Source organism: Azospirillum sp. ST 5-10 (genome assembly GCF_051225715.1).
Taxonomy (GTDB): Bacteria; Pseudomonadota; Alphaproteobacteria; order Azospirillales; family Azospirillaceae; genus Azospirillum.
Genome location: NZ_JBPJSP010000025.1, coordinates 33664 through 52164, shown reverse-complemented (window position 1 = coordinate 52164; position 18501 = coordinate 33664). Strand labels below are relative to the sequence as shown.

19 protein-coding genes are annotated in these 18501 nt (G+C 72.8%); 5 read left to right on the top strand and 14 right to left on the bottom strand.

The genetic code is table 11. From position 1 onward, the window contains the following. Nucleotides 1-50: 50 nt before the first annotated feature. Complete coding sequence (locus tag ACSBPG_RS23270; protein WP_435539612.1) at nt 51-653, bottom strand: superoxide dismutase; 603 nt, start codon at nt 651-653, stop codon at nt 51-53. 108 nt (nt 654-761) lie between these two features. Here ACSBPG_RS23270 and ACSBPG_RS23265 point away from each other — a divergent pair, with 108 nt between their 5' ends. Beyond that, nucleotides 762-1424, top strand: a complete 663-nt coding sequence (locus tag ACSBPG_RS23265) for a helix-turn-helix transcriptional regulator (protein ID WP_435539611.1) — start codon at nt 762-764, stop codon at nt 1422-1424. Nucleotides 1425-1482: 58 nt separating this feature from the next. On the opposite strand, the gene ACSBPG_RS23260 is transcribed toward ACSBPG_RS23265, so the two are convergent. After that, the gene (locus tag ACSBPG_RS23260; RefSeq protein ID WP_435539610.1) at nt 1483-1809 is read right to left on the bottom strand and encodes a nuclear transport factor 2 family protein; all 327 of its coding nucleotides are present in this window, start codon (nt 1807-1809) and stop codon (nt 1483-1485) included. 129 nt (nt 1810-1938) lie between these two features. On the opposite strand from ACSBPG_RS23260, the gene ACSBPG_RS23255 reads away from it, so the two are divergent. After that, nucleotides 1939-2292: a winged helix-turn-helix transcriptional regulator gene (locus ACSBPG_RS23255; protein WP_435539609.1), complete on the top strand. Its 354-nt coding sequence runs from the start codon at nt 1939-1941 to the stop codon at nt 2290-2292. An 8-nt stretch (nt 2293-2300) separates the two neighbouring features. Here the strand turns inward: ACSBPG_RS23255 and ACSBPG_RS23250 are convergent, their stop codons facing one another. Beyond that, nucleotides 2301-2813: an Lrp/AsnC family transcriptional regulator gene (locus ACSBPG_RS23250; protein ID WP_435539608.1), complete on the bottom strand. Its 513-nt coding sequence runs from the start codon at nt 2811-2813 to the stop codon at nt 2301-2303. Nucleotides 2814-2951: 138 nt separating this feature from the next. On the opposite strand from ACSBPG_RS23250, the gene ACSBPG_RS23245 reads away from it, so the two are divergent. Next, complete coding sequence (locus ACSBPG_RS23245) at nt 2952-5363, top strand: transketolase (RefSeq protein WP_435539607.1); 2412 nt, start codon at nt 2952-2954, stop codon at nt 5361-5363. 31 nt (nt 5364-5394) lie between these two features. Here the strand turns inward: ACSBPG_RS23245 and ACSBPG_RS23240 are convergent, their stop codons facing one another. Further along, nucleotides 5395-6861 (bottom strand): MATE family efflux transporter, encoded by a 1467-nt coding sequence (locus ACSBPG_RS23240; protein WP_435539606.1) that lies wholly within the window; start codon nt 6859-6861, stop codon nt 5395-5397. 34 nt (nt 6862-6895) lie between these two features. Beyond that, a complete protein-coding gene (locus ACSBPG_RS23235; RefSeq protein WP_435539605.1) occupies nt 6896-8083 on the bottom strand; it encodes an acetyl-CoA C-acyltransferase in 1188 nt (395 codons plus the stop codon). A gap of 130 nt (nt 8084-8213) precedes the next feature. On the opposite strand from ACSBPG_RS23235, the gene ACSBPG_RS23230 reads away from it, so the two are divergent. After that, the gene (locus tag ACSBPG_RS23230) at nt 8214-8810 is read left to right on the top strand and encodes a TetR/AcrR family transcriptional regulator (RefSeq protein WP_435539604.1); all 597 of its coding nucleotides are present in this window, start codon (nt 8214-8216) and stop codon (nt 8808-8810) included. 6 nt (nt 8811-8816) lie between these two features. Here ACSBPG_RS23230 and ACSBPG_RS23225 read toward each other — a convergent pair whose 3' ends face one another. The 5 genes from ACSBPG_RS23225 to ACSBPG_RS23205 are packed head-to-tail and all read right to left on the bottom strand — an operon-like array spanning nt 8817 to nt 12932. Next, nucleotides 8817-9254 (bottom strand): EamA family transporter, encoded by a 438-nt coding sequence (locus ACSBPG_RS23225; RefSeq protein WP_435539603.1) that lies wholly within the window; start codon nt 9252-9254, stop codon nt 8817-8819. A gap of 42 nt (nt 9255-9296) precedes the next feature. Continuing rightward, complete coding sequence (locus ACSBPG_RS23220; protein ID WP_435539602.1) at nt 9297-10055, bottom strand: iron ABC transporter ATP-binding protein; 759 nt, start codon at nt 10053-10055, stop codon at nt 9297-9299. After that, a complete protein-coding gene (locus ACSBPG_RS23215) occupies nt 10052-11017 on the bottom strand; it encodes an iron chelate uptake ABC transporter family permease subunit (protein ID WP_435539601.1) in 966 nt (321 codons plus the stop codon). The genes ACSBPG_RS23220 and ACSBPG_RS23215 overlap by 4 nt, the downstream gene beginning before the upstream one ends. Further along, nucleotides 11010-11972: an ABC transporter permease gene (locus ACSBPG_RS23210; protein WP_435539600.1), complete on the bottom strand. Its 963-nt coding sequence runs from the start codon at nt 11970-11972 to the stop codon at nt 11010-11012. The genes ACSBPG_RS23215 and ACSBPG_RS23210 overlap by 8 nt, the downstream gene beginning before the upstream one ends. Before the next feature lie 30 nt (nt 11973-12002). Then, complete coding sequence (locus tag ACSBPG_RS23205; protein WP_435539599.1) at nt 12003-12932, bottom strand: siderophore ABC transporter substrate-binding protein; 930 nt, start codon at nt 12930-12932, stop codon at nt 12003-12005. Between the two features lie 407 nt (nt 12933-13339). Here ACSBPG_RS23205 and ACSBPG_RS23200 point away from each other — a divergent pair, with 407 nt between their 5' ends. After that, the gene (locus ACSBPG_RS23200) at nt 13340-13660 is read left to right on the top strand and encodes a DUF2218 domain-containing protein (protein ID WP_435539598.1); all 321 of its coding nucleotides are present in this window, start codon (nt 13340-13342) and stop codon (nt 13658-13660) included. Between the two features lie 114 nt (nt 13661-13774). Here ACSBPG_RS23200 and ACSBPG_RS23195 read toward each other — a convergent pair whose 3' ends face one another. The 4 genes from ACSBPG_RS23195 to acsA form a co-directional block, all read right to left on the bottom strand. After that, nucleotides 13775-13954, bottom strand: coding sequence for a hypothetical protein (locus ACSBPG_RS23195; RefSeq protein ID WP_435539597.1), 180 nt, complete (start codon nt 13952-13954; stop codon nt 13775-13777). 109 nt (nt 13955-14063) lie between these two features. After that, nucleotides 14064-14657, bottom strand: coding sequence for an HPF/RaiA family ribosome-associated protein (locus ACSBPG_RS23190; RefSeq protein WP_435539596.1), 594 nt, complete (start codon nt 14655-14657; stop codon nt 14064-14066). A gap of 128 nt (nt 14658-14785) precedes the next feature. Further along, on the bottom strand, nt 14786-16636 hold the full coding sequence (ftsH, locus tag ACSBPG_RS23185) for an ATP-dependent zinc metalloprotease FtsH (RefSeq protein WP_435539595.1): 1851 nt from the start codon (nt 16634-16636) through the stop codon (nt 14786-14788). A 56-nt stretch (nt 16637-16692) separates the two neighbouring features. Then, nucleotides 16693-18450 (bottom strand): acetate--CoA ligase, encoded by a 1758-nt coding sequence (gene acsA, locus ACSBPG_RS23180; RefSeq protein ID WP_435539594.1) that lies wholly within the window; start codon nt 18448-18450, stop codon nt 16693-16695. Nucleotides 18451-18501: the final 51 nt, after the last annotated feature.

Below are 18501 nucleotides of genomic sequence, written 5' to 3'. Positions count from 1 at the left end.
TCCGGCCGGATCGGAGCGATCCGGCCGGGACATCACGCCGGGACGTCGCTTTAGGCCTTCGCCCCGCCGAGGCGGGCGGCGACGGCCTCCCAGTCGACGAGCTCGCCGACGAAGGCCTTCAGGTAGTCCGGCCGGCGGTTGCGGTAGTCGACGTAGTAGGCGTGCTCCCAGACGTCGCAGCCGAGCAGGGCGTGCCGGCCGTGGGCCAGGGGGTTCTCGCCGTTGGGCGTGCGCATCAGGGCGAGGCGCCCGTCGGCCTCCTCGGTCAGCCAGACCCAGCCGGACCCGAACTGGGCCGTGCCCTCGGCCACGAAGCCGGAGGTGAAGGCGTCCACCGAACCGAAGCTGTCGACGATGCGGCGCTCAAGCTCGCCCGGCATGGCGCCGCCGCCGCCCGGCTTCATCCAGCTCCAGAAGAGCCGGTGATTCCAGTGCTGGCCCGCGTTGTTGAAGATCGCGTCGGCCTTGCGGAAGCTGCGCACGACGAGATCGTCGAGGCTCAGCCCGTCGAATTCGGAGCCGGGAACCAGCTCGTTCAGCTTCGTCACGTAGGCGCGGTGGTGCTTGCCGTGGTGCAGCTCCAGCGTCTCCGTCGACATGACCGGGGCCAGGGCGTCGGCGGGGTACGGCAGATCGTCCAGCGTGAAACTCATCGAATCCTCCTCCTGCGATCGGGTCCGGAGGGCGGGTCGGTGTTGCGCGCGCCGCCCCGCCCTCCTATTTTCAAAGACTGGGCTTTGATAATCGACGCGGCGCCAGATATGTCAAGTCAGACCTCGGGAAATTGCGGCCGGCGGGCCCGCACCCCGGTGGACCGCCTGCTCGCCCGGTTGAAGACGGGCGGGCCGCAGGGCACGGCGGAACTCGCCGCCGCGCTCGGCGTCACCGGCGAGGCCGCGCGCCAGCGACTCGCCCGACTCGCCGACGACGGGCTGGTGGAGGCGAGAGCCCAGGTCAAGGGGGTTGGGCGGCCGCTTCAGGTGTGGAGCCTGACCGCCGCGGGGCACGCCCGCTTCCCCGACGGCCACGCCGAACTGACGGCCCAGCTGTTGCGCGCCCTCGGCCAGGAGCTGGGGGCGGACGCCCTCGACCGGCTGATCGCGGCGCGCGAGCGCGAGATCCGGGCGGCCTATGGGCGGGAGCTGGAGGGCGCCGCCACGCTGGCCGACCGGGTCGCGCGTCTGACGGCGATCCGGTCGCGCGAAGGCTACATGGCGGAGTGGCGCGAGACGGCGGACGGCTCCCTGGTCCTGGTCGAGAACCATTGTCCCATCGGCGCTGCGGCAACCGTCTGCGAAGGCTTCTGCCGGTCGGAGCTCGCCGTCTTCCGGGCGCTGCTGGGCCCCTTCGCCACTGTCGAGCGGCTGGAGCACATCGCCCGCGGCGCCCGGCGCTGCGCCTACCGCATCGCGCCGGCCTCCTGACGGCGGCCGCCGTGCCGGACGCGGACGCGCGGGGCGCGCGGCCGGGACGGACCCGTGCTCATCCGATCTCCAGGCCGGTGATCTCGGAACCGGACAGCGTGAAGCCGTAGCGCAGCGTCGCCGGGCTTCCCGGGAAATTGCCGTGCACGCGCGCGGTGACCCGATGGCCCGTCGCCGTCGCCTCGGCCGTCAGGACCTCGGCGGTGGCGCCGTACTTGGCGGTGACGGCCTCCATCCAGGCGCGGATGGCGGGCCTGCCGCGGTGGGCCTGGCGTTCGTCGGTCACGACCGCGTCGTCGGCGAACGGCGCGATCATGCGGTCGATGTCCTTGGCGTTGCCGGCCGTGAAATAGGCGGCGATCGGCGCGGGAAGCTCCGGCGTCATGGCGGTGATCCTCGTGTGTCCAGGGGATGGCGTTGGCCGTTGTGGCGGCCGGAAGAGCATGGCGCTAAGCTCCGATAGGAACAAGAACGCACGAAAACGTAAGGTACTCACCCATGAGTAAGCATGGCCATGAGCGATCATGATGGGCTGACGCCCGGATCGGCGGCGGAGCGGGTCGAGGAGGCGTTGAAGTTTCTGGAGGGGCGTTGGAAGCTCACCATTCTCTTCCGCCTCTTCGGCGGGCAGGTCCGACGGTTTTCGGAGCTGGAGAAGGCGATCCCCGGGATCTCGCAGAAGATGCTGATCCAGCAGCTAAGGCAGATGGAGGCCGACGGCATCGTCCGGCGGATCGTCCACCACCAGGTGCCGCCCAAGGTGGAATACGGCCTCACCGACTGGGGGCAGGCGCTGTGCCCGGCCCTCGACGCGCTCCTGCGCTGGGCGGCGTCGCGCGAAGATCGGAAGGAGGAAAACTCCGCGTAGACCGCCGATCATCCCCGCGGCGGCTGGCGGTCGTCCGCCCGCTCGTCGAGATGGTTCAGCGGCAGCGCCGTGCGGTAGCGCACCTGCTTCAGGGCGAAGCTCGAGCGGATGCTCGCCACACCGGGAACGCGGGTCAGGTGCTCCTTCAGGAACCGCTCGTAGCTGGCGAGGTCCGGCACGACGACGCGCAGCAGGTAATCGGCGTCGCCGGTCATCAGGTAGCATTCCAGCACCTCCGGCCGGGCCATCACCGCCGCCTCGAAGGCATCGAGGCGCTCGTCCACCTGGCGCTCCAGGCTGACGCTGACGAAGACGTTGACCGGCAGGTCGACCTGGGCGGGGTCGACCAGCGCGACGTAGCGGCTGATCACGCCGGCATCCTCCAGCGCCTTGACCCGGCGCAGGCAAGGCGAGGGCGACAGGCCGACGCGCGCCGCCAGATCGTTGTTGGCCTGGCGGCCGTCCTCCTGCAGCAGGGCGAGGATGCTGCGGTCGATCCGGTCGAGTCTGATCCTTGGCATCGGATGCTGCGAGTCCCTGGTGGCACGGCATCCGATGCTAACGCGGGCGTGGCCGGCGCGCCACTTCGCAACCTCCTGCCGCGGCTCCCGTGGTAGGCTCCGCCGATCTTCCACCGCGCCCGCACGACGGAGACCGCCATGGCCGCGACCGCTTCGAACCACGCCGACCTCGCCTGCCTGCGCGAGCTGGAGCGCAAGGTTCTCTGGCTCGCGTCCTGGACGATCCACCACGCCAACCACGTCCGTCCCAACGCCGACGGGCTGAAGGTGGGCGGCCACCAGGCCTCCTCGGCGTCGCTGGCGACCATCATGACGGCCCTCTACTTCGCCGTGCTGCGGCCGGAGGACCGGGTGGCGGTGAAGCCCCACGCCAGCCCCAACTTCCACGCCATCCAGTACCTGCTGGGCAACCAGACCCGCGACAAGCTCGAGGCCTTCCGCGGCTACAAGGGGGCGCAGTCCTATCCCTCGCGGACCAAGGACGTGGACGACGTGGACTTCTCCACCGGCTCGGTCGGGCTGGGGGTGGCGCAGACCCTGTTCGCCTCGCTGGTGCAGGACTACCTGAAGGCGAAGGGCTGGGCGGCGGACCGCCCGGAGGGCCGCATGGTGGCCCTGGTCGGCGACGCCGAGATGGACGAGGGCAACATCTTCGAGGCGCTGCAGGAGGGCTGGAAGCACGGGGTGCGCAACACCTGGTGGATCGTCGACTACAACCGCCAGAGCCTCGACGCCGTCATCCGCGAAGGGCTGTGGGAGCGGCTGGAGAACATCTTCCGCGCCTTCGGCTGGGACGTGGTGATCCTGAAGTACGGCTCGCTGATGCGCGCGGCCTTCGAGGAGCCCGGCGGCGACCGGCTGCGCGCCTGGATCGACGCCTGTCCGAACCAGCTCTATTCGGCGCTGACCTACCAGGGCGGGGCCGCCTGGCGTCGCCGCCTGCTCGACGAGCTCGGCGACCAGGGCCCGGTCACGCACCTGATCGAGCGCCGCAGCGACGAGGAGCTGGCGGCGCTGATGGGCAACCTCGGCGGCCACGACCTGCCGTCGCTGCTCGACGCCTTCGCCGAGGCGCGCCGGCACGACCGGCCGGTCTGCTTCATCGCCTACACCATCAAGGGCGCCGGGCTGCCGCTCGCCGGACACAAGGACAACCACGCCGGCCTGCTGACGCCGGCGCAGATGGAGGACCTGCGCGCCGCCCATGGCGTGCGGCCCGGCCACGAGTGGAAGCCGTTCGAGGGCGCGCGCCTGCCGGCGGCGACACTGCGCGCCTTCTTGGAGCGGGTGCCCTTCGCGCGGGCGGGACGGCGGCGCTTCGCCGCGCCCGCGGTCGCCGTGCCGGCGGCGCTGCCGGTGCCGGCGCAGAAGACCCTGTCGACCCAGGCCGCCTTCGGGCTGATCCTCAACGAGCTCGGCCGCAGCGACGGCGAGCTCGCCCGGCGCATCGTGACGACGGCGCCCGACGTCACCGTCTCCACCAACCTCGGCGCCTGGGTGAACCGGCGCGGCCTGTTCGCCCGCAGCGAGATGGCCGACCTGTTCCGCAAGGAGCGCATCCCGTCCACCTATTCCTGGGAGTTCTCGCCCAAGGGCCAGCACGTCGAACTCGGCATCGCCGAGTCCAACCTGTTCATCCTGCTGGCGGCGCTGGGCCTGTCCCATTCGCTGTTCGGGGAGCGCCTGCTGCCGGTCGGCACCGTCTACGACCCCTTCATCATGCGCGGCGCCGACCAGCTCAACTACGCCTGCTACCAGGACGCCCGCTTCCTGCTGGTGGCGACGCCGTCGGGGGTGACCTTGGCGCCGGAGGGGGGCGCCCACCAGTCGATCGCCACCCCGCTGGTCGGCATGGCCCAGGACGGGCTGGCCTATTTCGATCCGGCCTTCGCCGACGAGCTGGCGGTGATCCTGCGCTGGGCCTTCGACTACCTGCAGCGCGACGGCGAGGGCGCGCCCGACGAGCGCACCTGGCTGCGCGACGAGACCGGCGGGTCGGTCTACCTGCGCCTGTCGACCCGCACCCTGGAGCAGCCGACGCGGAGCATGGACGAGGGGCTGGCGCGCGACGTCGTCGACGGCGCCTACTGGCTGCGGCGGCCGGGGCCGAACGCGCAGGTCGTGGTCGCCTACAGCGGCGCGGTGGCGCCCGAGGCCATCGCCGCGGTCGGCATGCTGGGCGAGGACCGGCGCGACGTCGGGCTGCTCGCCGTCACCTCCGCCGACCGCCTGCAGGCCGGCTGGAGTGCCGCGCAGCGGGCGCGCGAACGGGGCCAGTCGCACGCCCGGTCCCACGTCGAGCGGCTGCTCGACGGGGTGCCGCCGCACTGCGCCCTGGTCACGGTGCTGGACGGGCATCCGGCGACCCTGGGCTGGCTGGGGTCCGTGGCCGGGCACCGCACGCGGGCGCTGGGGGTCGAGCATTTCGGCCAGACCGGCACCGTCGCCGACCTCTACCGCCACTACGGCATCGACGCCCAGGGCATCGCCGCGGCGGCGGCGGCGGCGTCGCCCGGGCGGCCCGTCCGCCACCTGCGCTCCGTCGGCTGAGCGGGGACCGGCGTCGCGGCGGGCGACGGTGTCAGCGCGCCGTCCGCCGGCCGGGCGCGGTCCGCCAGACCGCCCCCGTCCACGTCGCCGCGACGCAGACCAGCGCCGACACCACCGACGACGCGGCGACGATGGCGAAGAGGACGTCCAGACCCGCCGCGAACCGGTCCACCGCCAGCCAGCCCAGCCCGGCGGCGATGGCGAGGCGGGCCGTGCCGGCGAGGAACGGCCACAAGGGCCGGCCGCCGCCCTGCGACGCGAAGCCGAGGATGAAGGTCGCCCCCACCGCGGCGTAGAGGGGGGCCACGACCCGCAGGTAGAGCGCGCCGTCGGCGAGCACCGCCGGGTCGGCGCTGAACAGGCCGAGCCAGAGGGACGGGGCGAACGCCGCGGCGAGGCCGATCAGTTCGGCCAGTCCGGCGCCCGCCAGGGCGCCGATCCAGGCGATGCGGCGCGCGCGGCGGAGATGGCCGGCGCCCGTGTTGGCGCCGACCATCGTCAGCACCGCGGTGCCCAGGCCGAACAGCAGCGGGATCAGCAGATAGTCGAGGCGCGCGGCGGCGCCGTAGCCGGCCAGCGCCGCCGGACCGAAGCGGCCGACCGCGCCGGTCACCAGGATCACCGTGAGATTGAGCTGGACCGCGCTGAGGGCGGAGATCACGCCGATCCCCAGGATGTCGCGGAACAGCCGCGCTTCGAGGCGGCCGGGGCGCAGCACGAGATCGGACCGCCCGCCGGCCATGTGGGCCAGCAGCGCCACCGCGGCGGCGGCGTAGTAGGCGGCGAGGGCGATCCCGGCCCCGGCGATCCCGAACCTGGGCACCGGCCCGACGCCGAAGATCAGCGCCGGAGAGAGCGGGATCAGCACGACCGCACCGACCAGGGTCACCAGCGCCGGGACGCGGACGTTCCCCGCCCCGCGCAGCGCCGCCGACAGGAGGTTGACGATCCAGATCGGCACGGCGCCGGCGAAGACGAAGCCGGAATAGACGAGCGCCGCCTCCAGAGCGCCGCCGTCGCCGCCCAGCGCCCGGTAGAGCCGCGGTCCCAGCAGCAGCGTGCCCGCCGTGAACAGCAGGCCGAGCACGACCGCCAGGACCAGCGCGTGCCGTGCCAGGGCGTCGGCGTCGTCGTGCCGGCCGGAGCCGATGGCGCGGGCGACCGCGGCGGCGACGCCGTTGCCGACGCCGCCGGCCGACGTCATGGTCATCAGCATCCACACCGGGAAGACCAGGGCCACGCCGACGAGGGCGTCGGTCCCGAGGAAGCCGACGTAGAAGGCCTCGGCGACACCCACCAGCGTCTGGGCGAACAGCACGCCGATGGTGGGCAGCGCCAGGCCCGTCATGGTCGGCAGGATGGCGCCCGACAGCAGGGCCTCGCGGGTCCGCGCCTTGCGCTCGGCCGCCGCCGCGACGCGGGCGGGGGCCGCGGGCGGGGAGGGCAGGGGGGTGCCGGACAGAACGGCGGCGTCGCCGGCGCCGGGTCTGACGTCCATGACGGGGGCTCCTCGCGGAAGGGTCGGCCGAGGGTCAGACGCGTTCGACGGCGATGGCGGTCGCTTCGCCGCCGCCGATGCACAGCGCGGCGACGCCGCGGGTCAGGCCGCGTGCGGCCAGGGCGTGCAGCAGGGTGACGGCGAGGCGCGCGCCGGTGGCGCCGATCGGATGGCCCAGCGCGCAGGCGCCGCCGTTGACGTTCAGGCGGTCGCGGGGAATGCCGAGGTCGCGCTGTGCCGCCATGGCGACGACGGCGAAGGCCTCGTTGATCTCGAACAGGTCGACCTCGCCGACCGACCAGCCGACCCGGTCCAGCAGCGCGCGGATCGCCGGGATCGGCGCCGTGGTGAACCACGCCGGGTCCTGGCTGTGCGTCGTGTGGGCGCGGATCTCCGCCAGCACCGGCAGCCCCTCGCGCTCCGCCACCGAACGGCGGGCCAGCACCAGGGCGGCGGCGCCGTCGGCGTTCGCCGAGGAGCTGGCGGCGGTGATGGTGCCGTCCGGGCGGAAGGCCGGGCGCAGCGTCGGGATGCGGTCCGCGGCGACCTTGAGCGGGTTCTCGTCCTGCCCGGCCAGCCGTTCGCCGCCCTTCGCCGGAACGGGCACCGGGACGATCTCCGCCGCGAAGGCGCCGCCCTCCGCCGCCGCGCGGGCGCGGTTCAGGGTCTCGGCGGCGTAGGCGTCCTGCTCCTCCCGGCCGAAGCCGTAGGTGTGCGCCGTCGCCTCGCCGAAGTCGCCCATCGCCCGGCCGCCCTCGTAGGCATCCTCCAGCCCGTCCAGCATCATGTGGTCGAGCACGCGGTCGTGGCCCATGCGGTAGCCGCCGCGCGCCTTGGCGAGCAGATACGGCGCGTTCGACATGGACTCCATGCCGCCGGCCACGACGATGTCCGCCGAGCCGGCGCGGATCAGGTCGTGCGCCAGCATGACGGCCTTCATGCCCGAACCGCAGACCTTGTTGACCGTCGTCGCGCCGACGGCGTCGGGCAGACCGGCGCCGCGCGCCGCCTGCCGGGCCGGCGCCTGGCCCTGCCCGGCGGGGAGGACGCACCCCATCAGGACCTCGGCGATCCGCTGCGGGGCGAGGCCGGCGCGCTCGACGGCGGCGGCGATGGCGCGCGCACCCAGGACGGGGGCGGGCAGCGCCGCGAGCTCCCCCTGGAAGCGGCCGAGCGGCGTGCGGGCGGCGGACAGGACGACGACGGGATCGTGGCTGGGCATGGGCGGATGCTCCGGGAAGGGCACGGCGGGGTCCGCTGCCGGCCCGCCAATTAAATGATGATCATCATGTTTGCGTATTGATGATGTGCGTCATTATAATTTGTCAACACGTTTCCATCGGGGGGATGCCATGCGGGTGAGCAGGGAGCAGGCGGCGGAGAACCGGCGCCGGATCGTCGAGGTGGCCGGCGCGCTGTTCCGCGAGCGCGGCTTCAACGGCATCGGCGTCGCCGACCTGATGAAGGAGGCCGGGCTGACGCACGGCGGCTTCTACGGCCATTTCGCCTCGAAGGACGATCTCGCGGCGGAAGCCTGTACGCGCACGCTGGCGGCGGCGGCGGAGCGCTGGGAGCGGACGGCCGCGGCGGCGCCCGGCGACGCGCTGGCGGCGATCGCCGCCTTCTATCTCGCGCCGGCGCACCGGGACGCCCCCGCGGCGGGCTGTCCGATCGCCGCGCTCGCCGTCGACGTCGCGCGGCAGGGCGGCCCGGCGCGCCGCGCCTTCACCGGCGGACTCCGGCCCTTCGTCGAGCTCCTCGCCCGCTGCTTGCCCGGCCGGTCGGCGGCGGCGCAGCGCCGGGCGGCGCTGGCGTCCTTGTCGGGCCTGGTGGGGGCGGTGATCCTCGCGCGCGCGGTCGACGACCCCGCCCTGTCGGACGAGATCCTCGACGCCGCCCGGGCGGCCGCCGGCATGCCCGGGCGCGGCGATTCCGCCGGCGGGCCGTGACCCCGCCTATCCCTTGTAGGCGACCAGGGCGGCGCCCACGGCGATCAGCGCCACGCCCAGCCAGTTGCTCGGCGACAGCCGCTCCCCCAGCAGGGCGGCCCCGAACAGCGCGACGAACACGACGCTCAGCTTGTCGATCGGGGCGACCCGCCCGGCGTCGCCCAGCTTCAGGGCACGGAAGTAGCAGAGCCAGGAGGCGCCGGTCGCCAGGCCCGACAGGAGGAGGAAGAGGTAGCCGCGCCCGGGAATGGCGGAGAGCGGCTGCCACTGGCCGGTGGCGGCGACGATGCCCCCCACCATCGCCAGGATCACCAGGGTGCGGATGAAGGTGGCGAAGTCGGCGTTGACGTTCGCCACCCCGACCTTGGCGAAGAGCGCCGTCAGGGCGGCGAAGACGGCGGACAGCAACGCCCAGAACGGCCAGGGAAGATCGACCGGCTGCATGGAGTCCTCCCGCGGGAGCCGGCCGGCGGCCGGAGGGAACGGTCAGGTGAAGTAGATGCAGATCCGCTTGCCGTCGATGATCCGCACCGTCATGTCGAGGCCGTAGACCGCGTGCAGGACGTCCTCGCGGATCACCGCCTCGGGCGGGCCCTGGAAGGCGATCCCGCCGTCGCGCATGGCGACGATGTGATCCGAATAGCAGGACGCGAAGTTGATGTCGTGCAGGACGACGACGAGCGTCTTGCCCATCGCGTCGGCGAAGCGCCGGACCTGCTTCATCATGGCGACGGCGTGCCGCATGTCGAGGTTGTTGAGCGGCTCGTCCAGCAGGATGCAATCGGTGTCCTGGGCCAGCACCATCGCCACGAAGGCGCGCTGGCGCTGGCCGCCCGACAGCTCGTCCAGGAAGCGCCCGGCGAGCGGGGCGAGGCCGAGATGGTCGATGGCGCGCGCCACGTGGTCGTGGTCGGCCGGGGCCAGACGCCCCTTCGAGTGGGGGTAGCGGCCGAACTCCACGAGGTCGCGCACCGTCAGGCGCGAGGCGACGTGGTTGTCCTGCCGCATGATGGAGAGCCGCCGCGCCAGCACGTCGCCCGGTGTCCGCGTGACGTCCAGCCCGTCGACGGTCACCGTGCCGGCCGACATCGGCAGCAGGCGGCTGATCATCGACAGCAGGGTCGACTTGCCGGCGCCGTTCGGTCCGATGATGGAGGTGACGCCGCCGGCCGGCAGGCGCAGCGACACGTCCTTGACGACGACCGCATCGCCGTAGCGCCTGGTGACGTTCTTCGCGTCGATCATCGGGCGGCGCCGCGCAGGAGCAGGGTGATGAACACGATCCCTCCGAGGAAGTCGATGATGATCCGCAGGTTGCCGTCGAAGGCGAAGGCCCGCTCGAGCGCCAGCTGCCCGCCGACCAGGCTGATCACGGCCAGGAGGACGGCGGCCGGCAGCGTGTGGCGGTGCCTGCCCGACGGCACCACGAGATAGGCGAGGTTGGCCACGAGCAGCCCGAAGAAGGTGATCGGGCCGACCAGCGCGGTGGACACCGAGACCAGCACGGCCACCACCATCAGGACGAGGGTCACCATCCGGCGGTGGTCGACTCCCAGGCTGATGGCCTGTTCGCGCCCGAGCGCCAGCACGTCGAAGCTGTGCCGGATGCGCCAGGCGACCAGCGAGGCGCCGGCCGTGAGCACGGCGGCGGCGAGCAGCAGGTCGCTGCCGACCGCGTTGAAGCTGGCGAAGAAGCGGTCCTGCAGGACGACGAACTCGGCCGGGTCGATCAGCCGCTGGAGGAAGGCGGACAGGCTGCGGAAGAAGATGCCGAAGACGATGCCGACCAGGATCAGCAGGTGCAGGCTGCGCCGGCTGCCGGCGAAGAGCGTGCCGTAGAGCAGGACGGAGAACACCACCATCGCCGCGATCTCGCCGGCGAAGCGCAGCCGGGGATCGATCGCCACCACCGCGCCCGAGCCGAACAGGAAGACGGCGCCGGTCTGGATGAGCAGGTAGAGGAAATCGAAGCCCATGATGGCGGGCGTCAGGATGCGGTTGTGGGTCACGGTCTGGAACAGGACCGTGGAGACGGCGACGGCGTAGGCGACCAGCACCATCACCGCCACCTTGGTGCCGCGGAAGGGCAGGACGAAGCCCCAGCTCCCCTTCGCCCCGACGGTCATGAAGGCGGCGATCGCCGCCACCGCGGCCAGGGCGAGCAGCAGCAGCAGCGGTCCCGGGGCGGGCCGGCCGAACCTAGCCAAGGGACGCATCCTTCCTCAGCAGCAGGTAGAGGAACAGCGCGCTTCCGGCGACGCCGACCACCGTCCCCACGGGGATCTCGTAGGGATGGCGCACGGTGCGGCCGATCAGGTCGCAGACCAGGATGAATCCGGCGCTGGTCACCGCCACCCAGGGCACCGCCCGGCGTGCGTTGTCGCCGATGGTCATGCTGACCAGGTTGGGAACGATCAGGCCGAGGAAGGGGATCATGCCCACCGTCACGACGACGACCGCCGTGACCATGGAGACGATGGTCAGCCCGAAGGCCATGACCCGCCGGTAGTTCAGCCCCAGGTTGGTGGTGAAGGCCTGCCCCATGCCGGCGACGGTGAAGCGGTCGGCCGCCAGATAGGCGGCGGCGGTGAGGACGAAGGCGATCCACAGCAGCTCGTACCGGCCGCGCAGCACGCCGGAGAAGTCGCCGGTGGTCCAGGCGTTCAGCGACTGCAGCAGGTCGTAGCGGTAGGCGAAGAAGGTTGTCGCGGACTCGAACACGCCGCTGAGCATGAGGCCGACCAGCGGCACCATCAGGGCGGAGCGCAGGGGGATGCGGCTGAGGACGAGCAGGAACAGCCCGGTGCCCGACAGCGCGAACAGCGCGGCGACCGCCATCTTGGCGATCGGCGCGGCGCCGGGGGCCAGCAGCGTCACGACGAGGATGCCGAGGCTCGCCGATTCCACCGTGCCGGCGGTGCTCGGCTCGACGAAGCGGTTGCGCACGAGCGTCTGCATGATCATGCCGCTGACCCCCATCGCCACGCCGGACAGGACGACGGCGACGGTGCGCGGGATGCGGCTGACCAGCAGGACCCGCATGGCGTCGCTGTCCGGCCCGGAGGAGAACAGCGCGGACGGCGGCAGGTCGGTCGCCCCGACGAACAGGCTGAGCACCGCCAGCAGGGCGACGCCGACGCCGGCCAGGAGGAGTTTCGTCATCGGATCGTGGGATCGCGGGCGCCGGTTCCCTCAGCCCTTCCTGAACGCCTGCGCCAGCTGGTCGACCATGGTCTCGAGCGACACCAGGCCGCCGCCCACGAGATACCAGCTCACCGGGTCGAGGTAGACGACGTGCCCCTGCTTCCAGGCCTTGGTCTGGGTGACGAGCTCGTTGTCCAGCACGGCCTGCGCCGCGCTGCCGCGACCGATCGCCGCATCGCGGTCGATCACGAACAGCCAGTCGGGATCGCTGTCGAGGACGAACTCGGACGAGATCGATTGGCCGTGGGTCGAGGCCTGCAGGTCCGCGACGGCGGGCTTGACGCCGAAGAGGCTGTGCAGGATGCCGAAGCGCGACCCCGGGCCGTAGGCGCTCATCTTCGTTCCCGTGGTCAGGACCAGCAGCCCGTCGCCGATGCCGGCGGTGGCGGTGCGCAGGTCGGCGATCGACCGGTCGAGGGCGGCGAGCCGGTCCGCCGCCTCGCGCTCCTTGCCGAAGAGGCGGCCGAGCAGCGCGACGTTCTTCGCGACGCTGCCCTTGAAGTCCTTGACGTCGACCGTCAGGTCGATGGTCGGCGCGATCCGCGACAGCTCCTTGTACTTGGCCGCCGAGCGGCCGCCGATGATGATCAGGTCAGGCGCGAGGGCGTTGACCGCCTCGTAGTCCGGCTCGAACAGGGTGCCGACCTTCGGGATGTCGTCGGAGGCGTATCTGGAGAGGTAGGGCGGGAGCAGGCCGCCCGGCACCCCGTCGACCGTCACGCCCAGGGCATCGAGCGTGTCGAGCGACGCCGGATCGAAGACGACGACCCGCTCCGGGTTGCGGGGAACGGCGGTCGTGCCCTGGGCGTGGGTCACCTCGATCCGCTCCGGGGATGCCGCCTGCGTCCCCTGTGCCAAGGCCATGATCATCAAGGCGGCGGCGAGGGCGTTCGTGAGGCCCGGCAGAAGCGATCGCATGGAGGGAAATGCCATTCCGTGCTGTTCCTCTGTTCCTGGCGGCGGCCCGGCCGGCCCCCGCCCGTTCTCTCGGTGGCGCCCCGCATCCCGCCGGCGGCCGCGGGGACGCGCGCCGCGAGGCGCGGGGCTGAATTGTCGCGAATGAGAGTGAATCTCATTGATCGCTCTCTTGTATCAGGCAAGCCGCCGTCTGGGAAACCGGTTCTGCTGGATGCTGACGCGACAATCCTGCATGCGGCGGCATGCCGCACACCGGGAGCGGACGCGGAAGGGGGAACAGCCGGCTGTTGCGCAACCGAGAAAAACGATATATCGTCTTGTTATATCGTGTTGTGTTGGCCAGAAGGGTGAGCCGCGTTCACCGGGGCCGCACCCGCGCGATGGAGACCCTTCGTGAGGACGACGGAATGAACGTTCGCAGCACGGCCTGCGTGCCGACCACCAACGGCAGCCGTTACCTTCAGCAGCTCTGCAAGCACTGGAGCCACAATCTCGCCGTCGACTTCACGGCGGAGCGCGGCACCGTGGTCTTCCCCAGGGACGCGCGTGGTGCGGACTGGCCGGGCGACGCCACGCTGGTGCTGCAGGCACGCGAGGCCGTCCTCGAATGCCGGCTGGAGGCGAGCGCGGTGGGGCAGCTCGACGGTCTGAAGGAGGTCGTCGCCCGCCATCTCGACCGGTTTGCCTTCCGCGAGGCGCCGCTGCGGTTCGATTGGCAGAACGGGTAGGCGGGCGGCCTGCCACCGTCGCCGCCGGCCGCCCCCGCCCCGTGCGACGTCAGAGCCGCACCCGCCGAGCCCGGCCGAGGATGCCTCGGTGCGCGGGCGGGCGACCGCCGCCGGTCATTCCGGCGGCGGGGGCGCAAACAGCGTCCGGCGCAGCGCGGCGAACGCCTCGTCCGGGTTGGCGATGCCGGCGTCGGCCATCGCCGCCACGACCTGCCCCCAGATCCCGACCTCGCCTTCGACGGCGATCACGAAGGCGCGCAAGGTCCCGACCTCCGCATCCGACAGCGCGAGCATGGCATGGTCCTCCCCGTATTCGCGGGCCGGCGGCGTGCCGGCCGCGCGTGGATCGACGTGATCGTCGTGGTCTCCCGTCCGCCCGGGCGGTGCGGTCCGGAGGGACCCGTCAGGCGGCCGGCACCGTCTCCTCGCCCACGGGGTGGTGCTTGCCAACCGCCATGACGGTGGTGGCCTGCGGTCCCTCGGGGCTTTCGCCCTCGGCGACGCTCAAGCGCACCTCGGCGCCGACGGTGAGCGCGTCGAAGCCGCCGTCGGGGACGCTGTTGCGGTGGAAGTAGACCTCCTGCCCGTCGGCGGTCCGCACGAAGCCGTAGCCGTCCGCCGCGAACAGGCGCTCCACGCGGCCGTGCAGGGGGACCGCGTGGGTCTTCACGTCGAGGCGCAGCCGGCGGGCATGGTCCTCCAGTTCGCGGCGGACCGCATCGAACGTGTCGCGGATCGCCACCTTGGGGTCTTCGTGGGCGTGGTCTTCCGGACGGTGGCGGCCGGCGACCAGCTCGCCGTGGGGAACCGTGACGTCGATGCGCACGACGTAGAGCTTGCCCCGGTGGTGATGGCGGTGCGGCGCTTCCACCTCGATACGGCAGCTCGTGATGTCGTCGCAGAAGCGTTCGAGCCTCGCCGCATGCCCGCGGATGGTTTCCTCCAGGGCGGGCGACGGGTCCATGTTGCGGAAGGTGATCTGAAGGGGCAGTCGCATGGAGCCCTCCCTGAGCCTGCGGCCGCGCCCCCGTTCGGGGACGGCCGGGAACGTGCGATGATGCCGGCAGTGTGGCACGATCGGCCGGCCCGGCCTTAACCTGGGTCAACCCCCACCCCGGCGCGGCTTCAGGCGGCGGCGACGCCGGGAGCCGGCGGGACCGGCCCGTCGGCCGGCCGGGGCGGTTCCGCCTGCGGCCGCGGCAGCTCGTCGGCCGACAGGGTCTCCTTGGCGAGCAGGGTCCGCGCGCCGTCCTCCAGGAGCGCCCGGTTGCGCTCGAGGATGGCCGTGGCGCGCCGCGAGGCGGCTTCGACCAGGGCGCCGACGGCGTCGTCGATGCGGTCGGCCGACGCGTCGCCGTAGCGGCGCGGCTGCCAGAAGGCGCCGTCGGGCTGGCCGAGGAAGCGGCCCGTTTCGGTGTCGAACGACACCGGCCCCAGGGTCTCGTCCATGCCGTAGCGCATGACCATCCCGCGGGCGATGTCGGTCACCCTGGCGAGGTCGTCGGCGGCACCCGTGGAGACCTCGCCGAACACCAGCCGCTCGGCGGCGCGCCCGCCCATCAGCACGGCCATCTTGCTTTCCAGCTCGTGCCGGCCCATGACGAAGCGGTCCTCGGTCGGCCTCTGCACGGTGTAGCCCAGGGCGGCGATGCCGCGCGGGATGATCGACACTTTCTGGACGGGATCGCCGCCGGGAATCGCCAGCGCCACCAGGGCGTGCCCCATCTCGTGGTGGGCCACCACCGCGCGCTCGTGCCGGTTGAGGATGCGGGTCTTCTTCTCCAGGCCGGCGACGATGCGTTCGATGGCCGCCTCGAAGTCGGCCAGGGTCACCGCCTCGCCGTGCCGGCGGGTGGCGAGGATCGCCGCCTCGTTGACCAGGTTGGCCAGATCGGCGCCGGTGAAGCCCGGCGTCAGGGCGGCGACCCGGCCGAGATCGACGTCGGGGTCGAGGCGGACCTTCCGGGTGTGGATGCCGAGGATCTGCACCCGCCCCGCCTTCTCCGGCCGGTCGACCAGGATCTGGCGGTCGAACCGGCCGGCGCGCAGCAGCGCCGGATCGAGGATCTCCGGCCGGTTGGTCGCCGCCAGGAGGACCAGGCCGACGCTCGGGTCGAAACCGTCCACCTCGGCCAGGAGCTGGTTCAGCGTCTGCTCCTTCTCGTCGTGGCCGCCGTGCATGGGGACCGCACCGCGGGCCCGCCCCAGCGCGTCGAGCTCGTCGATGAAGATGATGGCCGGCGACTGGGCGCGCGCCTGCGCGAACAGGTCGCGCACGCGTGCGGCGCCGACGCCGACGAACATCTCCACGAACTCGGACCCGTTGGTCGAGAAGAACGGCACCCCGGCCTCGCCGGCGACGGCGCGCGCCAGCAGCGTCTTGCCGGTGCCGGGCGGGCCGACCAGCAGGACGCCCCTGGGCACGTGGGCGCCGAGGCGGGTGAACTCCTGCGGCCGCTTCAGGAACTCGACGATCTCCTGGAGTTCCGCCTTCGCCTCGTCGACGCCGGCGACGTCGGCGAAGGCGGTCTTGATGCCCCGTTCCACGTAGATCTTCGCCCGGCTGCGGCCGACGGACAGCAGCCCCGTCCCGCCGCGCCCGCCGGTTCCCAGGCTCCAGATCGCGTAGAGCACCACCGCCCAGACGATCCACGACGCGACCTCGGACGTCCAGCGCCGCGGCGGATCGCCGCTGAAGGGAATGCCGCGCGTCTGCAGGTCGTGCGCGACCGGGGTGTCGACGCGCACGGTGGTGAACTCCGTGTTGCCGTCCGGCAGCGGCTCGGTCAGGGTGCCGTGCAGCGACTCCTCGCCGACCACCACACTGGCGACCTGCCCCTTCTCGAGCAGCGTCAGATAGTCGCTGTAGCCGACGGCCGTCACCCGCGCCGGTTCGGCCAGCCAGGCGAGCGCGAGGCCGACCCCCAGCACGACCAGCCACAGCATCATCAGGGCCCGCAACCGCTTGTCGTCCATCGCATCCTCCCGCCCGCCCTCAGGGCCGGCCGTCGGGGGCCGGTCGTCGGGGCCGGTCAGCGCGCCTCGTCCTCCAGCGTCGACAGGTCGCCTTCCGGCAGGCCCAGTTCCCGCGCCTTGAGGAGCCGGCGCATGATCTTGCCGCTGCGCGTGTGCGGCAGGGCCGGCCGGAACTCCAGGCAGCGCGGCGCCACCGCCGGCCCGAGCCGCGACCGGGCGTGGCCGAGCAGCTCCTGGCGCAGCGCGTCCGACGCGGTCCAGCCCGCCCGCAGCGTCACGAAGGCCTTGACGGTCTCGCCGGCGACGGGATCGGGCACGCCGATGACGCCCGCCTCGGCGACCGCGGCGTGCTCCATCAGCGTGCTCTCGACCTCGAAGGGACCGATCAGGTGGCCGGCCGCCTTGATGACGTCGTCGGCCCGGCCGACGAACCAGAAATAGCCGTCGGCGTCGCGCATGCCGAGGTCGCCGGAGAGGTACCAGCCGTCGGCGAAGCAACGGCGGTAGCGGTCCTCCTCGCCGAGATAGCCGCGGAACATCGACGGCCAGCCCGGGCGCAGGGCGATCTCGCCGACGCTCATCGGCGTCTCCAGCGGGCGGACCCGGCCGTCGGGGGTGCGGGCGACGACGGCCGCGTCGATGCCGGGCAGCGGCCGCCCCATGGAGCCGGGCTTGACGTCGGCGCAGGCGAGGTTGGCGATCACGATGGCGCCCGTCTCGGTCTGCCACCAGGTGTCGTGGAAAGGACGGCCGATGGCGTCCCGCCCCCACGCCACGGCCTCGGCGTTGAGCGGCTCGCCGACGCTCGCCAGGAAGCGCAGGCCCGACAGGTCGTGGCGGCGTGCCAGGGCGGTGCCCGCCTTCATCAGCATGCGGACCGCCGTCGGCGCGGTGTACCAGACGGACACCCGGTGCCGCTGCAGGACGCCGTACCAGCGTTCGGCGTCGAACTCGCCCTCGTCGAGCAGGAGCGTGGCGCCGACGGTCAGCGGTGCGATGATGCCGTAGGAGGTGCCGGTGACCCAGCCGGGGTCGGCCGTGCACCAGAAGACGTCGTCGGGGCGGAGGTCGAGGGCGGCGCGCGCCGTGGCGTGGTGGGCGACCACCGCCCCGTGCACGTGCACCGCCCCCTTGGGCCGGCCGGTGGTGCCGCTGGTGAAATGGAGCAGCGCCATGTCCTCCGGCTCCGTCCGGACGCAGGCGAACGCCGGGTCGGCGGCGGCCAGCGCGGCCGCGAGGTCGATGGCGCCGGGCACCCGCCCGGCGCCGTCGCCGACCAGCAGCACGTGCTCCAGGCCCGGCACCTCGTGGCGCCAGGGCATGACCTTGCGGCGGTAGAGCGCCGGCGTGGTGACCAGCACGCGACCGCCGCCCAGGGCGACGCGGGTCCGCACCGGCTCCGGCCCGAAGGCCGAGAAGAGGGGCGAGAAGACGCTGGCGTTCTTCAGCGTGCCGAGCGCCGCCACGTGGAGGTCCGGCACCCGCCCCAGCAGGGTGAAGACGCGGTCGCCCCGGCCGACGCCGAGCGAGCGCAGCAGGCTGGCGAACCGGCTGGACTGCCGGGCGAGGTCGGCGTAGCGGACGTCGCGGACCGTGCCGTCCCTGGCGATCCAGCGCAGGGCGACCCGGTCGCCGCGGCCGTGGGCGACGTGCCGGTCGACCGCCTCGTGGGCGATGTTCAGGCCGCCGCCCGGCAGCCCGTCGAGTGCGGCGCGCGCCGCCGGCCAGGCGAAGGCGGCGCGCGCCCGGTCGTAGTCCGGGACGACGGACCCGGCGCGCTCGGCCTCGGTCTTGCGGATGGTCTCCCAGGGCATGGGCCCCCTCTCCGGGCGCGGGTCCCGCCGCCGGCGGCGGGCCGCGCCGAT

What these genes read in the sequence shown, in the direction of transcription:
- ACSBPG_RS23205 (WP_435539599.1), bottom strand. Translation starts at nt 12,932, where the DNA reads ATGCGATCGCTTCTGCCGGGCCTCACGAACGCCCTCGCCGCCGCCTTG.
- ACSBPG_RS23195 (WP_435539597.1), bottom strand. Translation starts at nt 13,954, where the DNA reads ATGCTCGCGCTGTCGGATGCGGAGGTCGGGACCTTGCGCGCCTTCGTG.
- ACSBPG_RS23225 (WP_435539603.1), bottom strand. Translation starts at nt 9,254, where the DNA reads ATGCAGCCGGTCGATCTTCCCTGGCCGTTCTGGGCGTTGCTGTCCGCC.
- ACSBPG_RS23240 (WP_435539606.1), bottom strand. Translation starts at nt 6,861, where the DNA reads ATGGACGTCAGACCCGGCGCCGGCGACGCCGCCGTTCTGTCCGGCACC.
- ACSBPG_RS23270 (WP_435539612.1), bottom strand. Translation starts at nt 653, where the DNA reads ATGAGTTTCACGCTGGACGATCTGCCGTACCCCGCCGACGCCCTGGCC.
- ACSBPG_RS23235 (WP_435539605.1), bottom strand. Translation starts at nt 8,083, where the DNA reads ATGCCCAGCCACGATCCCGTCGTCGTCCTGTCCGCCGCCCGCACGCCG.
- ACSBPG_RS23245 (WP_435539607.1), top strand. Translation starts at nt 2,952, where the DNA reads ATGGCCGCGACCGCTTCGAACCACGCCGACCTCGCCTGCCTGCGCGAG.
- ACSBPG_RS23260 (WP_435539610.1), bottom strand. Translation starts at nt 1,809, where the DNA reads ATGACGCCGGAGCTTCCCGCGCCGATCGCCGCCTATTTCACGGCCGGC.
- ACSBPG_RS23210 (WP_435539600.1), bottom strand. Translation starts at nt 11,972, where the DNA reads ATGACGAAACTCCTCCTGGCCGGCGTCGGCGTCGCCCTGCTGGCGGTG.
- ACSBPG_RS23265 (WP_435539611.1), top strand. Translation starts at nt 762, where the DNA reads ATGTCAAGTCAGACCTCGGGAAATTGCGGCCGGCGGGCCCGCACCCCG.
- ACSBPG_RS23220 (WP_435539602.1), bottom strand. Translation starts at nt 10,055, where the DNA reads ATGATCGACGCGAAGAACGTCACCAGGCGCTACGGCGATGCGGTCGTC.
- ACSBPG_RS23200 (WP_435539598.1), top strand. Translation starts at nt 13,340, where the DNA reads ATGAACGTTCGCAGCACGGCCTGCGTGCCGACCACCAACGGCAGCCGT.
- ACSBPG_RS23230 (WP_435539604.1), top strand. Translation starts at nt 8,214, where the DNA reads ATGCGGGTGAGCAGGGAGCAGGCGGCGGAGAACCGGCGCCGGATCGTC.
- ACSBPG_RS23255 (WP_435539609.1), top strand. Translation starts at nt 1,939, where the DNA reads ATGAGCGATCATGATGGGCTGACGCCCGGATCGGCGGCGGAGCGGGTC.
- ACSBPG_RS23190 (WP_435539596.1), bottom strand. Translation starts at nt 14,657, where the DNA reads ATGCGACTGCCCCTTCAGATCACCTTCCGCAACATGGACCCGTCGCCC.
- acsA (WP_435539594.1), bottom strand. Translation starts at nt 18,450, where the DNA reads ATGCCCTGGGAGACCATCCGCAAGACCGAGGCCGAGCGCGCCGGGTCC.
- ftsH (WP_435539595.1), bottom strand. Translation starts at nt 16,636, where the DNA reads ATGGACGACAAGCGGTTGCGGGCCCTGATGATGCTGTGGCTGGTCGTG.
- ACSBPG_RS23250 (WP_435539608.1), bottom strand. Translation starts at nt 2,813, where the DNA reads ATGCCAAGGATCAGACTCGACCGGATCGACCGCAGCATCCTCGCCCTG.